Here is a 15,058-nt window from a genome sequence, read left to right as displayed (position 1 = left end):
TTACTCCGTGCCCACAGGGTCGGCTTGCAGTTTGGTTTCGACTTCTATGGCGGGTTTCGCGTCAGGCTTGACCCACCAGGTGTTAATCCCGATGTCGTATTTGGGCGAGACTTTCGGGTGACCGATGTGGTTCCAGTACGCCACGCGCCAGGTCTTGATGTGCCAGTTGGGGACCACGTAGTAACCCCATTGCAGCACCCGATCCAGCGCCCGGGCGTGCGCCACCAGGCTGCTGCGCGAGTCGGCGTTGATCAGGTTCTCCACCAGTTGATCGACGATCGGATCCTTCAGGCCCATGGTGTTGCGGCTGCTCGGTTTGTCGGCGGCGGCGCTCATCCAGAATTCGCGCTGCTCGTTACCCGGCGAGTTGGATTGCGGGAAGCTGCCGACCATCATGTCGAAGTCCCGCGAGCGCACGCGGTTGATGTATTGCGAAACGTCGACGCGGCGGATCACCAGATCGATACCGAGGTCGGCCAGATTGCGTTTGAACGGCAGCAGCACGCGTTCGAATTCGGTCTGCGCCAGAAGGAACTCAATGACCACCGGTTTGCCGTTGGCGTCGACCATTTTGTCATCGACGATCTTCCAGCCAGCCTCTTGCAGCAGTTGATAGGCCTCACGCTGTTGGGCGCGGATCATGCCGCTGGCGTCAGTCTTGGGGTTCTCGAAGGCTTCGCTGAACACCTGGGCCGGCAGTTTGCTGCGAAACGGTTCGAGGATCGCCCGTTGCTCGGCGTCGGGCAGGCCGGTGGCGGCCATTTCCGAGTTCTCGAAATAGCTGCGGGTGCGGAAGTAGGCACCGTTGAACAGCTGTTTGTTGGTCCATTCGAAATCAAACAGCAGGCCGAGCGCCTGGCGCACCCGCACATCCTGAAACACCGGACGGCGCAGGTTGAAGACGAAGCCCTGCATGCCGGTCGGGTTGCTGTTGGCGATCTGTTCCTTGATCAAGCGGCCTTCGGTGACCGCCGGGATGTTGTAAGCGTTGGCCCAGTTCTTCGCGGTCATTTCCAGCCAGTAATCGAACTGGCCGGCCTTCAGCGCTTCGACGGCGACGGTGTTGTCGCGGTAGTAATCGGTGGTCATTACGTCGAAGTTGTAGAACCCGCGATTGACCGGCAGATCCTTGCCCCAGTAGTCCTTGACCCGTTCATAGCGCACCGAGCGCCCGGCTTTCACTTCGGCGACCTTGTACGGGCCGCTGCCCAGCGGGATCTCCAGATTGCCCTTGGAAAAATCACGACTGGCCCACCAGTGTTTCGGCAGCACCGGGAGCTGACCGAGGATCAGCGGTAACTCGCGATTGTTGGTGTGCTTGAACTTGAACAGCACCTTGAGCGGGTCTTCGGCGATGGCCTCTTCGACATCGCTGTAGTAGCCGCGAAACAGCGGCGAGCCGTCCTTGGTCAGCGTCTGGAAGCTGAACACCACGTCTTCGGCGCGCACCGGATGGCCATCGTGAAAACGCGCTTCCGGGCGCAGGTAGAAACGTACCCAGCTGTTGTCCGGGGCTTTCTCGATCTTCGCGGCGATCAGGCCGTACTCGGTGAACGGCTCGTCGAGGCTGTGTTTGGTCAGGGTGTCGTAGATCTGCCCGATATCATCGGCCGGCACGCCTTTGCTGATGAAAGGGTTGAGGCTGTCGAAGCCGCCGAACCCGGCCTGACGGAAGATCCCGCCCTTGGGCGCGTCGGGGTTCACGTAATCGAACTGCTTGAAGTCCGCCGGGTATTTCGGCGGCTCGTTGTACAGGGTCACAGCGTGTTGCGGGGCGGCAATCGCCAGCCCGGCGAACAGCAGACCGCTGGCCTGCACGAGCAGGGCGCGGATGGGCGTCATTTATTGTTCTCCGAAGATTTCAGCCACCACGCGCTCAGGCCCAGGGTGTAGGGCGGCGTGGTGACGAAGGCCAACCGGTTGCGGTAGGCCAGTCGGTGATAATTGAGGTACCAGTTGGGAATGCTGTAGTGCTGCCAGAGCAGCACGCGGTCGAGCGCCTTGCCGGCGGCGACCTGTTCGTCGCGGGTTTGCGCGGCGAGCAATTGTTCGAGCAGGTGATCGACCACCGGGTTGGCGATGCCAGCGTAATTCTTGCTGCCCTTGACCCCGACCTGACTGGAATGGAAATACTGCCATTGCTCCAGACCCGGGCTGAGGGTCTGGTTGAGGGTCATCAGGATCATGTCGAAATCGAACTGGTCCAGACGCTGTTTGTACTGGGCGCGATCCACCGTGCGCAGGCGCGCGTCGATGCCGATGCTGTTGAGGTTCTCGATGTACGGCTGGAGGATCCGCTCAAGGTTCGGATTGACCAGCAGCAGTTCGAAGCTCAGCGGCTGCCCTGCGCTGTTTTGCAGGCGCTGGCCGTTGAGCTTCCAGCCGGCCTCGGCGAGTAGCGCCAGGGCCTTGCGCATGGTCTCTCGCGGGATGCCACGGCCATCGGTTTGCGGCAGGGTGAACGGCTCGGTGAACAGCTTGGCCGGTAGTTGCTCCTTGTACGGCTTGAGCATCAGCCATTCATGCCCGACCGGCAGCCCCGTCGCGGAAAACTCGCTGTTAGGGTAGTAGCTGGTGGTGCGCTGGTAGGCGTCGCTGAACAGCGCGCGGTTGGTCCATTCGAAGTCGAACATCAGGCCCAGCGCTTCGCGCACCTTGACGTCGCTGAAGGTCGCGCGTCGGGTGTTCATGAACAGGCCCTGGCTCTGGGTCGGGATCTGGTGCGGAATCTGCGCCTTGATCACGTCGCCACGGCGCACTGCCGGGAAGTTGTAGCCATTGGCCCAGTTCTTCGCCTGATGCTCGATGTAGATGTCGAATTCGCCGGCCTTGAACGCTTCGAAGGCCACGTCGCTGTCGCGGTAGAACTCGACTTCCATGCGATCGAAGTTGTACTTGCCGCGATTGACCGGCAGGTCTTTGCCCCAGTAATCCTTGACCCGCTCGAAAATCAGCTGCCGCCCCGGCGTTACCGAGGTGATGCGGTACGGGCCACTGCCCAGCGGTGGCTCGAAGGTGGTGGCCTTGAAGTCGCGATCCTTCCAGTAATGCTGCGGCAGCACCGGCAACTCGCCGAGGCGCAGGATCAGTAACGGATTGCCAGAGCGTTTCATCACGAAACGAATGCGCTGCGGGTTGAGGATGTCGACCCGCGACACTTCCTGCAGGGCGGTGCGGTACAGCGGGTGGCCGTCCTTGAGCAGTGTTCGGTAGGAGAACGCCACGTCGTAGGCGGTGATCTGGGTGCCGTCGTGAAAGCGCGCTTCCGGGCGCAGATTGAACACCACCCAGCTGCGATCTTCGCTGTACTCCACCGATTGCGCGATCAGGCCATAGCTCGATGCTGGCTCGTCGCCGGACGGTGAATACTGGCCGGTGCCGACCATCAGCGGTTCGTTCAGCTCATTGATGCCGTACTGCAGGAAATTCGGTGTGGTAACCGGGCTGGTGCCCTTGAACGTGTATGGGTTGACCGTATCGAAGGTGCCGAACGCCATCACCCGCAACGTACCGCCCTTGGGCGCTTGCGGGTTGACCCAGTCGAAGTGGGTAAATCTGGCCGGGTACTTGAGCGTGCCGAACTGCGCATAACCGTGACTTTCGGTAATCGTCGCGCTTGCGGGTGAGCTCAAGGCCAGGCTGATCAGGAGCAGGAGGAGGGGACGCTTCAAGTCAGATCCGATCCAGGCGGCTTGGGCTTTTGTGGCCGTACAGTAACAGCTTGTCTGGACAGGAAAAAGATAGCGAGTTAATGCTGTGTTAATGCAAAAAAAAGATCGCAGCCTTCGGCAGCTCCTACAGGGATCAATGTAGGAGCTGCCGAAGGCTGCGATCTTTTGATTTCAACTCAGTGCGGCTGATAAACCGTGAGCATCTGCCCAGGCTTGAGGGCCTTGCCGGCACCCGGGTTCCAGCGCTTGAGATGTTGCATCTCGACGTTGAAACGCTTGGCTACCACGTACAGGGTGTCGCCACGCTTGACCTTGTACTGGGTCTGCTGCTGGTTGTCGGCCTTGCCTTTGGTCTTGCTGTTGGCGGCGATCACCGTGTTGACCCGGCCACCGCTGCGCGCCGGGGTGCGCTTGGTGTTGTCCTGCATCACCAGGGTCTGGCCGACCTTGAGGTTCTTGCCGGTCAGCTTGTTCCAGCGCTGCAGATCCTTGACTTCGACCTTGTTGGCCTTGGCGATGGAACCGAGATTGTCGCCGCGTTTGACCCGGTAAGCGCGCTTGAGCTTCGCCACTTCAGTCGGGTCGGCACCGTCGAACACCGGCTTCAGCGAGCGCGGACTGATCAGCTCTTCAGGCCGCATGGTCTGCAGGCTGGCGGTCAGCAATTGCGCCTTCGACGTCGGCACCAGCAGATGCTGCGGGCCGTCGATGGTGGTGCGCTGCTTGAAAGCCGGGTTGAGCTGGAACAGCTCGTCTTCGTCGATGTTGGCCACCGCTGCGACCTTGGACAGGTCCATGCGCTGGTTGATTTCGACGACCTGGAAATACGGTTCGTTGGCGATCGGGTTGAGGTTCACCCCGTAGGCTTCCGGGGCCAGTACCACTTGCGACAGGGCCAGCAGTTTTGGCACGTAAGCCTGGGTTTCTGCCGGCAACGACGACAGGTTCCAGTAGTCGGTCGGCAGACCGAGCTTCTCGTTACGCTCGATGGCGCGGCTGACCGTGCCTTCACCGGCGTTATAGGCCGCCAGGGCCAGCAGCCAGTCACCGTTGAACATGTCGTGCAGACGAGTCAGGTAGTCCATCGCGGCGGTGGTCGAGGCGGTGATATCGCGACGGCCATCATAGAAGCGGGTCTGGCGCAGGTTGTAGTAGCGACCGGTGGACGGAATGAATTGCCAAAGGCCCGAAGCGTCGGCCCGGGAATAGGCCATCGGGTTGTAGGCGCTCTCGATCACTGGCAGCAGGGCCAGCTCCAGCGGCATGTTGCGCTCTTCGAGACGCTCGACGATGTAATGAATGTAGAGACTGCCGCGTTCACCGGCGTTCTCCAGAAAGGACGGGTTGCTGGCAAACCACAGGCGCTGCTGCTCGATACGCGGGTTGACGCCCAGGCCGTCCTGCAGCTGGAAACCACCACGCATGCGCTCCCAGATGTCCTGAGGCACCTGCGGACTGGGCTTTTCGCTGAGCCAGATCGGTTTCTGCTTGGCTCGCGCAGCAATGTTCGGCGTATGGCTCGCTTCAGGCTGCGGAGCATGGCTGGAACAGCCCGCCAACGTGGCGGACACAGCCACCGCGATGGCTTGCGCCAGGCGGGTCAGCGTGTCTGAATTGACGGACTTACGTATGGATGACGACATTGGCTGGAAGTAAGTTCCGGGCAAAAATGTCGGGCGATTCTAGAAAGCGCACCCCCTGCGGTCAACCATTCAGAATTTTTGTACCAGCTGGTGAGTCACTTAGAACTTATCTTTCCATGCCCGCAGAGCCGCAAAAACCTCACTCGGCGCCCGGTTTTGAGCGCCTGCCCGTTCGTCCACTTTTTGTGTAACTAATGTTTCAGTGGTACGCAAAAACGGATTGGTGAGCTTTTCCAGGGCCAGGGTCGAGGGCAGGGTCATCACGCCTTTTTCCCGTTGCCGGGTAACTTTTTCCAGACGGGCGGCAATGTCCGGGTTGCTCGGTTCGACTGCCGCGGCGAATTTCAGATTGCTTAAGGTGTATTCATGGGTGCAATACACCAGCGTATCCTCGGGCAAGCTGGCGAGGCGGCTGAGCGAGTGGTGCATTTGTTCTGGCGTGCCTTCGAACAGGCGTCCGCAACCGGCGGCGAACAGGGTGTCGCCGCAAAACAGCAGGCCGTGGTGGTAATAGGCAATGTGGCCGAGGGTGTGGCCGGGCACCGCATAGACATCGAAGTCCCAGCCGAGCACGCTGACCTTGTCGTTGTCCTTGAGCGCCACGTCGCGCCCCGGAATGTTTTCGCTGGCCGGGCCGTAGACTTTGGCGCCGCTTGCCGCTTTCAGGCGTTCGACGCCGCCGACGTGATCGTGATGGTGATGGGTGATCAGAATGTCGCTCAGCACCCAGCCCGGGTGTGCGGCCAGCCAGGCCTGCACCGGCGCGGCATCGCCCGGGTCGACCACGGCGCAACGCTGGCTGCGGTGATCCTGTAACAACCAGATGTAGTTGTCGGTGAACGCGGGCAGGGCACTGATCTGTATCATCGTCGGAATTCGCCAAGCGGAAAACATTGGCGCATCTTAGAGCTTCTAGCGGCGTTGGAGAATGACATGACCGATAAAGCGTTCGCTCAGGCCGATCCCGACTGGCTGGCGTTGATCGGCGCGGCCCGTGAATGGCTGGCCGGCCCGCTCGGGCAATTTCTGCTGGATGAAGAACGGCGCATGCTCGAAGACGAGTTGGGGCGGTTCTTCGGCGGCTACCTGGTGCATTACGGGCCGTCGGCCCAGACCCCGCCGTCGGCGCCGCAGGTGCAGCGCAACGTGCGGCTCGGCGCGCCGTTGCCGGGTGTCGAGATCGTCTGCGAGGAACAGGCCTGGCCGTTGAGCGAGCACGCCGCCGATGTTGTGGTGTTGCAGCACGGTCTGGATTTCTGCCTGTCGCCCCACGGTTTGCTGCGCGAAGCGGCGAGCAGCGTACGCCCCGGCGGGCATCTGCTGATCATCGGCATCAACCCCTGGAGCACCTGGGGTTTGCGCCACGTATTCGCCCACGACGCCTTGCGTCAGGCGCGCTGTATCTCGCCGTCGCGGGTCGCCGACTGGCTCAATCTGCTGGGCTTTGCGCTGGAGAAACGCCGCTTCGGGTGCTATCGTCCGCCGCTCGCGTCGCCCAAGTGGCAGGCCCGACTGGCCGGCTGGGAACGCAAGGCCGGTGACTGGCAACTGTCGGGCGGTGGCTTCTATTTATTGGTCGCGCGCAAGATCGTGGTCGGCCTGCGTCCGGTGCGTCAGGAGCGTCGCGAGCCGATGGGCAAGCTGATTCCGCTGCCGATGGCCAAGGTCAACCGCCGTCGTATTGAACCGTAAACCTTCTTTTTATAGTGGCCGGACGTGCTCCGGCCGCGGCCATCGTCGATCCGCGATTGACGGGGCCAGGCATTTTTCTGGATAGAGTGGCATGAGCGAAAGCGTCGATAGCGTAGAACTGTTCACCGACGGCGCCTGCAAGGGCAACCCTGGCCCGGGCGGCTGGGGCGCCTTGCTGGTGTGCAAGGGCGTCGAAAAGGAACTGTGGGGCGGCGAAGCCAACACCACCAACAACCGCATGGAACTGCTCGGCGCCATCCGTGGCCTCGAAGCCTTGAAGCGGCCGTGCGAAGTGCTGCTGGTGACCGACTCGCAATACGTGATGAAGGGCATCAACGAGTGGATGGCCAACTGGAAAAAACGCGGCTGGAAGACAGCGGCGAAAGAGCCGGTGAAAAACGCTGATCTGTGGAAAGAGCTGGACGAGCAGGTCAACCGGCACAAGGTCACCTGGAAGTGGGTGCGCGGGCACATTGGTCACCACGGTAACGAACGGGCTGACCAGTTGGCCAACCGTGGGGTGGATGAAGTTCGCGGGTACAAGCAGAGCTGATTGCCAGCAGGCTCACTCCTGCCATCTGGAATGCATTCCCCTGTAGGAGCTGCCGCAGGCTGCGATCTTTTGATGTTGTTTTTAAGATCAAGATCAAAAGATCGCAGCCTGCGGCAGCTCCTACAGGGTTGGAAGTGAGCGTGTTAACATCGCCGCTTTTGTACGATTGACCCCCCCGTTGAGAATTGAACACTGATGGCCACCAGATCCGTTGTACTCGATACCGAAACCACCGGCATGCCGGTGACCGATGGTCACCGGATCATTGAAATCGGCTGTGTCGAACTGATCGGTCGGCGCCTGACGGGCCGGCACTTTCACGTTTACCTGCAACCGGATCGCGAGAGTGACGAGGGCGCGATCGGCGTTCACGGCATCACCAACGAATTCCTCGTCGGCAAACCGCGTTTCGCCGAAGTCGCCGACGAGTTCTTCGAGTTCATCAACGGCGCGCAACTGATCATCCATAACGCGGCGTTCGACGTTGGCTTCATCAACAACGAATTTGCCTTGATGGGTCAGCACGATCGCGCTGACATCACCCAGCATTGCACCATCCTCGACACCCTGATGATGGCTCGGGAACGTCACCCGGGGCAGCGCAACAGCCTTGACGCCTTGTGCAAACGTTATGGCGTCGACAACTCCGGCCGTGAACTGCACGGCGCCTTGCTCGACTCGGAGATTCTCGCCGACGTCTACCTGACCATGACCGGTGGCCAGACCAGCCTGTCGCTGGCCGGCAACGCCTCCGACGGCAATGGCACGGGTGAGGGCGCAGACAACTCCGCCACCGAAATCCGTCGTCTGCCGGCGAGTCGTCAGCCTGCGCGGATCATTCGGGCGACGGAAGATGAACTGGCGGCGCATATGGCGCGGCTGGAGATCATTGCCAAGTCGGCGGGCGGGCCGGCGTTGTGGACGCAGATCGCCGAGGCTGATGCTCAGGCCTGAAAGATCAAAAGATCAAAAGATCAAAAGATCGCAGCCTTCGGCAGCTCCTACAGGGGATCGCATTTCTTTGTAGGAGCTGCCGCAGGCTGCGATCTTTTGCTTTTGGCTGAGTGAAGCCAACTGGCCACCCTCGCCACTTTCGCTGCAACCCTCTACCCTGAGTGCATTGGCAGACTTTGATCCGCCGCCTCGGGACACTGAGCCTCATGTACAAAGATTTGAAGTTTCCGGTGTTGATCGTCCACCGCGACATCAAGGCCGACACGGTCGCCGGTGACCGTATCCGTGGCATCGCCCGGGAGTTGGAGCAGGAAGGTTTCAATATCGTTTCGGCCATCGACTACACCGAAGGGCGGTTGGTGGCGTCGACCCATCATGGTCTGGCATGCATGCTGATCGCTGCCGAAGACGCCAGCACCCACTCGCATCTGCTGCAGAACATGGCCGAACTGATCGGTCTGGCGCGGGTTCGGGCTCCGGATCTGCCGATCTTCGCGCTGGGCGAACAGGTCACTCTGGAAAACGCCCCCGCCGATGCCATGGCCGAGCTCAATCAACTGCGCGGCATTCTCTACCTGTTCGAAGACACTGTGCCGTTTCTGGCGCGGCAAGTGGCGCGGGCCGCGCGCAAGTATCTGGACGGTCTGCTGCCGCCGTTTTTCAAGGCGCTGGTGCAGCACACCGCTGACTCCAACTATTCCTGGCACACCCCCGGGCATGGCGGTGGCGTGGCCTATCACAAGAGTCCGGTGGGGCAGGCGTTTCATCAGTTCTTTGGCGAAAACACCCTGCGTTCGGACTTGTCGGTATCGGTGCCGGAACTCGGTTCACTGCTCGATCACACTGGGCCGCTGGCCGAAGCCGAAGAGCGCGCCGCGCGCAACTTCGGCGCCGATCACACCTTTTTTGTGATCAATGGCACCTCGACTGCCAACAAGATCGTCTGGCACTCGATGGTCGGTCGTGATGATCTGGTGCTGGTTGATCGCAACTGTCACAAGTCAGTGTTGCACGCGATCATCATGACCGGCGCGATCCCGCTGTACCTGTGCCCGGAGCGCAATGAGCTGGGGATCATCGGCCCGATTCCGCTGAGCGAATTCAGTCGCGAATCGATTCAGGCCAAGATCGACGCCAGCCCGCTGACCAAAGGCCGGGCGCCGAAAGTCAAACTGGCGGTGGTGACCAATTCGACCTACGACGGCCTGTGCTACAACGCCGAGCTGATCAAGCAGAGCCTGGGCAATAGCGTTGAAGTGTTGCATTTCGACGAGGCGTGGTATGCCTACGCGGCGTTTCACGAGTTCTTCGCCGGGCGTTATGGCATGGCCACCTCGCGCACCGAAGACAGCCCGCTGGTGTTCACCACTCACTCCACGCACAAGCTGCTCGCCGCGTTCAGCCAGGCCTCGATGATTCATGTGCAGGACGGCGGAGCGCGGCAGCTGGACCGTGACCGTTTCAACGAAGCGTTCATGATGCACATCTCGACTTCGCCGCAGTACAGCATCATCGCTTCGCTGGATGTGGCCTCGGCGATGATGGAAGGCCCGGCCGGGCGCTCGCTGTTGCAGGAAACCTTCGATGAAGCGCTGAGTTTTCGCCGGGCGCTGGCCAATCTGCGCCAGCACATTGCGGCGGACGACTGGTGGTTTTCGATCTGGCAGCCGCCCGGTGTCGAAGGCATCGATCGGGTGCAGACCGAAGACTGGCTGTTGCAGCCGGATGCCGACTGGCACGGCTTCGGCGAAGTCAGTGACGACTATGTGCTGCTCGACCCAATCAAAGTGACCCTGGTCATGCCCGGGTTGAATGCCGGCGGCGCGTTGAGCGAGAAAGGCATCCCGGCGGCGGTGGTCAGCAAATTCCTCTGGGAGCGCGGGCTGGTGGTGGAGAAGACCGGGCTGTATTCGTTCCTGGTGCTGTTCTCGATGGGCATCACCAAGGGCAAGTGGAGCACGCTGCTCACCGAATTGCTGGAATTCAAGCGCAGTTACGACGCCAACGTCAGTCTCGCGACCTGCCTGCCGTGCGTGGCGCAGCAAGACACCGCGCGCTATCGCGGCATGGGCCTGCGTGACCTGTGCGATCAACTGCACGCCTGTTACCGCAGCAATGCCACGGCCAAACATCTGAAACGCATGTACACGGTGCTGCCGGAAATCGCCATGAAGCCGGCCCATGCCTATGATCATCTGGTGCGCGGCGAAGTCGAGGCGGTGCCGATCGACGAGTTGGAAGGACGGATCGCGGCGGTGATGCTGGTGCCGTATCCACCGGGAATTCCATTGATCATGCCCGGCGAGCGCTTTACCGAGGCAACCCGCTCGATCATTGACTACCTGAAGTTTGCCCGCACGTTCGACAGCAGCTTCCCCGGTTTTGTCGCTGATGTGCATGGACTGCAACATGAAGACGAGGGCAATGGACGGCAGTACACCGTCGATTGCGTCAAGGAATGAGGACTTTTCCGAGTATGCAACCGGTCATGAATCCGAAATACCCAGGGCTGTCGGTGCGTGTCGCCGACGATGGTTTCGCGGCGTACATCTGGGGCAGCGACTTCAGTTTCGAGGTCGCCGCGTACGGTGCAGCCGTCATTGGCCAACCGGTCGAGCGCTGGGCGGTGACGCCGATCGTGCCGTATCGCAAGTGCTACGGCATTGATCCTGAAGAGTTCAGCAGCTATCGCGATGCCGCCGACAGCGCGATTTTCATGGCGTATCTCGATGACGAGCCGGTCGGCCATCTGGTGATCAGCACCAACTGGAACGGCTTTGCTCACATTGATGAGCTCGCGGTGCACGCACCGGCGCGCCGGCATGGTGTGGCCAAGGCGCTGCTGGATGTCGCGCAGTTCTGGAGTCGCAAGAAAAAACTGCCGGGGATCATGCTCGAGACGCAGAACAATAACCTCGGCGCCTGTCGTTTGTATGAGCGCTGTGGTTACGAAATTGGTGGTATCGACCATTTGCGTTATCGCGGGATTGATCCGAACACTGCGGAAATTGCGCTGTTCTGGTATCGACTGTTCGATAACCCGCTGGAACACCCGCTCAGCTCGCCAGCATCGCCTCGGCTTGTTCCGTGACAATCGTCAGCAGGGTCTGAATCGCGGCCGGCATGGCGCTGTGTCGGTAGGTCAGGGCATACAGGCTGATCGGCACCGCCGGTGACAACGGGCAGACATCCAGCCCGTTCGCCCTAGCCCCGAGCGCGGTGAACGGGTCGACGATGGCCAGGCCTTCGCCGGCCTCGACCATGCTGCGCATCATCTGATGGGTTTGCACCCGCGTCTGGATACTCGGTGCCGGGCGCAGGGCCTGGAGTTTGCTCTCCAGCGCCGGGCTCAACGGGTCGTGGCCTTCGAGGCCGACCATTGCCTGGCCAGCGAGATCCTGCAGGGAAATGTATTTCTGCTTCGGTTGCAACCAGCCGTGGGGAGCGAGCAGGTGCAGCTTGCCGTGGGCCAATGGCTGGCAGTGGATATCGGGATGTTCCGGATCGTGCAGACTCAGGCCCAGATCGCTTTCGCGCAGCAGCAGACTGCGGATGATGTCGCAAGTGGGAGAGCTGAGCAAACGGCAGGGCGCATCGGGCAAACGTCGGCGCAGCAGCGCGATGCTTTGCGGCAACAGCTGTTGCGCCAGCGGCGGGGTGCCGATGATGCGCAGGGGCGGGGCGAGGTATTGCTTGAGGCTGCTGGCCAGACGCTGCACCGGCTCCAGCGCCTGATAGACGTGAGCGATTTCCACCTGCAACGCCCGCGCTTCAGGCGTCGATTGCAGCCGGCCGCGTACGCTGGCGAACAGCATGAGCCCCAACTCGCTCTCGGCTTCGCGCAAACGCTCTTCGACCTCGGTCACCGGGAGCTGCAGCCATTCGGCGGCGGTGCCCAGGTGACCGGTCTGCAAGAGCGCCTGAATCACTTCGATATGACGTAAACGCATGCGTGAAGTCCATGTTCAGCAGGTGGGGTCAGTGGCTGAATCCTACCCCAAGTCTGCGCATATGACTTCTGCTCATAACGGCCAGTTATGACGCGACGGTTGTCTCAGGCTCGCGGGTCAGGGTGATACCTGACTGAACCAGGAGAAACTCGGTGTCACTGACTTTGTTGACGCGATCGCCAATGGCCAGTTTGTAAATCGGCTCCGAGCCAGTGGAACCGTCTGCCGACGGGGTGGATTCCTGGAACTCATGCACGGAATAAACGCGGCCTTCCGCATCTCTTGCATGGAACTGACCGACGAGTACTGCTGCCATCTGCTTAGAACCTCTGGAGATAAAACGCTTGATTTGCGGCTTGGTAGACCGTCATCAAGCCCTGTAAGTTTTCCTACAGGAAAAAAATAATCAGCGCGCAGGAATTTCCCTTGCTCGCTGGTGAAACTGTCATCGAATCATCTATAACTACTGGCTCTTCCCACCGACAGTCGAGAGTCTTCCATGAGCAATGTCTACAACGTCGCTGTAGTCGTCGGCAGCCTGCGCAAAGCATCGATCAACCGCAAAGTCGCGCTGGCGCTGGCCGAGCTGGCACCGGCGAACCTCAAACTGAAGATTGTCGAGATTGGCGACCTGCCACTCTATAACGAAGACATCGACGGCGATTCACCGCCGGCAGCCTACAGCACTTTCCGCCAGGAAGTCGGTTCTTCCGACGCGGTGCTGTTCGTCACCCCGGAATATAACCGCTCGGTGCCGGCGCCTCTGAAGAATGCGATTGACGTGGGTTCACGGCCGTATGGCAAAGCCGTCTGGAGCGGCAAACCGGGTGCGGTGATCAGCGTGTCGCCGGGGGCGATTGGCGGTTTTGGCGCCAACCAGCATTTGCGCCAGTCCTTCGTGTTTCTCGATGTGCCGTGCATGCAGCAGCCGGAAGCGTATCTGGGTGGCGCGGGTTCGGCGTTTGACGAGACGGGCAAATTGAGCGAGTCGGTGAAACCTTTTCTGCAGAGTTTCATCAATGCATATGGGAAATTTGTGGAACAACACAAGAAATAATCGGGTCTGAGCTGCGGCTCGAAAAAATCCTGTGGGAGCGAGCCTGCTCGCGAAAGGGCCATCAGCCACATCTCGTGGTGACTGACAGTCCGTTTTCGCGAGCAGGCTCGCTCCCACAGTTGTGTGGTTTGGCTTGTTTTCTTCATTAAGGCTGTCGCGAATGCTCGCTGCGTCACTGATCTTCCTGCTGACCATCACCCTTGTCATCTGGCAACCCAAAGGCCTCGGGGTCGGCTGGAGCGCGACGCTCGGCGCCGTGCTGGCGCTGATCTTCGGCGTCGTGCACCTGAGCGATATTCCGCTGGTGTGGCAGATCATCTGGAACGCCACCGGCACCTTCGTTGCGCTGATCATCATCAGCCTGTTGCTCGATGAAGCCGGGTTCTTCGCCTGGGCCGCGCTGCACGTGGCGCGCTGGGGGCGGGGCAGTGGGCGCAAGCTGTTTGCCTTCATGGTGCTGCTCGGCGCGCTGGTGTCGGCGTTGTTCGCCAATGACGGCGCGGCGCTGATCCTCACGCCGATCGTGATTTCGATGCTGCTGGCGCTGCGCTTTTCCCCGGCGGCGACCCTCGCGTTCGTCATGGGCGCCGGTTTCATCGCCGACACCGCGAGCCTGCCGCTGGTGGTGTCGAACCTGGTCAACATCGTCTCGGCGGACTTCTTTCACATCGGCTTCAACCGCTATGCGGCGGTGATGGTGCCGGTCAACTTTGTCAGCGTGGCCGCAACGCTTGGCGTGCTGATGTGGTTCTTCCGTCGCGACATTCCCAAGGCTTACGACCCCGAACAGCTCGAACAGCCGTACACGGCGATCCACGACAAAGCCACGTTCTATGCCGGTTGGGTGGTGCTGGTGATTCTGTTGATCGGCTGCTTCTTCCTCGAACAGCTGGGCATCCCGATCAGCGCGATCTCGGCGGTTTGCGCGGCGCTGTTGCTGGGGATCGCCGCCCGTGGCCACAAGATTTCCACGCGCAAGGTGCTCAAAGAGGCGCCGTGGCAGATCGTGATTTTCTCCCTCGGCATGTATCTGGTGGTGTATGGCCTGCGCAATGCCGGGCTGACCGGCTATCTGGCCGGGTGGCTGGATGTGTTTGCCGGGTACGGTGTGTGGGGCGCGGCGCTGGGCACCGGGGTGCTGACGGCGCTGTTGTCATCGATAATGAACAACTTGCCGACAGTGCTGATCGGCTTGTTGTCGATCGATGCCAGTCAGGCCAGCGGTGTGATCAAGGAAGCGATGATCTATGCCAACGTGATCGGCAGCGATCTGGGGCCGAAGATCACCCCGATCGGCAGTCTGGCGACCTTGCTCTGGCTGCATGTGCTGGCGCGCAAGGATATCCGGATTGGTTGGGGCTATTACTTCAAGGTGGGAATTGTGCTGACGGTGCCGGTGTTGCTGATTACCTTGGTGGCGTTGGCTTTGCGGTTATCCCTTTAGACCGAGTCGGACTTATCGCTGGCAAGCCAGCTCCCACAGGGTTTGTGGTGTGGCTCAGGTAGTGAGTACACAGAAGATCCTGTGGGAGCTGGCT

At 60.8% G+C, this 15,058-nt stretch carries 13 protein-coding genes; 7 read left to right on the top strand and 6 right to left on the bottom strand.

What is annotated here, in order from left to right:
- The 4 genes from JN524_RS22250 to gloB form a co-directional block, all read right to left on the bottom strand.
- On the bottom strand, positions 1 to 1,842 hold the full coding sequence (locus JN524_RS22250) for an extracellular solute-binding protein (protein ID WP_135295527.1): 1,842 nt from the start codon (positions 1,840 to 1,842) through the stop codon (positions 1 to 3).
- On the bottom strand, positions 1,839 to 3,671 hold the full coding sequence (locus JN524_RS22245) for an extracellular solute-binding protein (RefSeq protein ID WP_202370719.1): 1,833 nt from the start codon (positions 3,669 to 3,671) through the stop codon (positions 1,839 to 1,841). Before JN524_RS22245 ends, JN524_RS22250 begins: the two co-directional genes overlap by 4 nt.
- 176 nt (positions 3,672 to 3,847) lie before the next feature.
- Positions 3,848 to 5,314 carry a LysM peptidoglycan-binding domain-containing protein gene (locus JN524_RS22240; protein ID WP_202370718.1) on the bottom strand — a complete coding sequence of 489 codons (1,467 nt, stop codon included), beginning with the start codon at positions 5,312 to 5,314 and terminating at the stop codon, positions 3,848 to 3,850.
- A gap of 99 nt (positions 5,315 to 5,413) precedes the next feature.
- A complete protein-coding gene (gloB, locus tag JN524_RS22235) occupies positions 5,414 to 6,181 on the bottom strand; it encodes a hydroxyacylglutathione hydrolase (RefSeq protein WP_202370717.1) in 768 nt (255 codons plus the stop codon).
- Between the two features lie 66 nt (positions 6,182 to 6,247).
- Between gloB and JN524_RS22230 the strand changes: the two genes are divergently transcribed.
- From JN524_RS22230 to JN524_RS22210, 5 genes are all read left to right on the top strand, one after another.
- The gene (locus tag JN524_RS22230) at positions 6,248 to 7,006 is read left to right on the top strand and encodes a methyltransferase domain-containing protein (protein ID WP_003224159.1); all 759 of its coding nucleotides are present in this window, start codon (positions 6,248 to 6,250) and stop codon (positions 7,004 to 7,006) included.
- A gap of 91 nt (positions 7,007 to 7,097) precedes the next feature.
- A complete protein-coding gene (gene rnhA / locus JN524_RS22225) occupies positions 7,098 to 7,559 on the top strand; it encodes a ribonuclease HI (protein WP_003224162.1) in 462 nt (153 codons plus the stop codon).
- Between the two features lie 195 nt (positions 7,560 to 7,754).
- The gene (dnaQ, locus tag JN524_RS22220; RefSeq protein ID WP_139055851.1) at positions 7,755 to 8,513 is read left to right on the top strand and encodes a DNA polymerase III subunit epsilon; all 759 of its coding nucleotides are present in this window, start codon (positions 7,755 to 7,757) and stop codon (positions 8,511 to 8,513) included.
- 206 nt (positions 8,514 to 8,719) lie between these two features.
- Positions 8,720 to 10,975 carry an Orn/Lys/Arg decarboxylase N-terminal domain-containing protein gene (locus JN524_RS22215; RefSeq protein ID WP_003224166.1) on the top strand — a complete coding sequence of 752 codons (2,256 nt, stop codon included), beginning with the start codon at positions 8,720 to 8,722 and terminating at the stop codon, positions 10,973 to 10,975.
- Between the two features lie 14 nt (positions 10,976 to 10,989).
- On the top strand, positions 10,990 to 11,604 hold the full coding sequence (locus JN524_RS22210) for a GNAT family N-acetyltransferase (RefSeq protein ID WP_096795963.1): 615 nt from the start codon (positions 10,990 to 10,992) through the stop codon (positions 11,602 to 11,604).
- Here JN524_RS22210 and JN524_RS22205 read toward each other — a convergent pair.
- Positions 11,570 to 12,463 (bottom strand): LysR substrate-binding domain-containing protein, encoded by an 894-nt coding sequence (locus JN524_RS22205; RefSeq protein WP_202370716.1) that lies wholly within the window; start codon positions 12,461 to 12,463, stop codon positions 11,570 to 11,572. The two genes, JN524_RS22210 and JN524_RS22205, sit on opposite strands and share 35 nt — an antisense overlap.
- A gap of 85 nt (positions 12,464 to 12,548) precedes the next feature.
- Complete coding sequence (locus JN524_RS22200) at positions 12,549 to 12,779, bottom strand: hypothetical protein (protein ID WP_007965845.1); 231 nt, start codon at positions 12,777 to 12,779, stop codon at positions 12,549 to 12,551.
- 183 nt (positions 12,780 to 12,962) lie between these two features.
- On the opposite strand from JN524_RS22200, the gene JN524_RS22195 reads away from it, so the two are divergent.
- Entirely contained in the window at positions 12,963 to 13,520 is a 558-nt protein-coding gene (locus JN524_RS22195; RefSeq protein WP_202370715.1) for an NADPH-dependent FMN reductase, read from the top strand.
- Between the two features lie 160 nt (positions 13,521 to 13,680).
- Complete coding sequence (locus JN524_RS22190; RefSeq protein WP_202370714.1) at positions 13,681 to 14,964, top strand: arsenic transporter; 1,284 nt, start codon at positions 13,681 to 13,683, stop codon at positions 14,962 to 14,964.
- The last annotated feature ends 94 nt before the right edge of the window (positions 14,965 to 15,058 follow it).

The sequence above is a fragment of the Pseudomonas sp. MWU318 genome (assembly GCF_016756945.1).
GTDB classification, from domain to species: domain Bacteria; phylum Pseudomonadota; class Gammaproteobacteria; order Pseudomonadales; family Pseudomonadaceae; genus Aquipseudomonas; species Aquipseudomonas putida_A.
The sequence above is the reverse complement of the archived record's forward strand: the minus strand, read 5'-3'. Positions and strand labels throughout refer to the sequence as shown.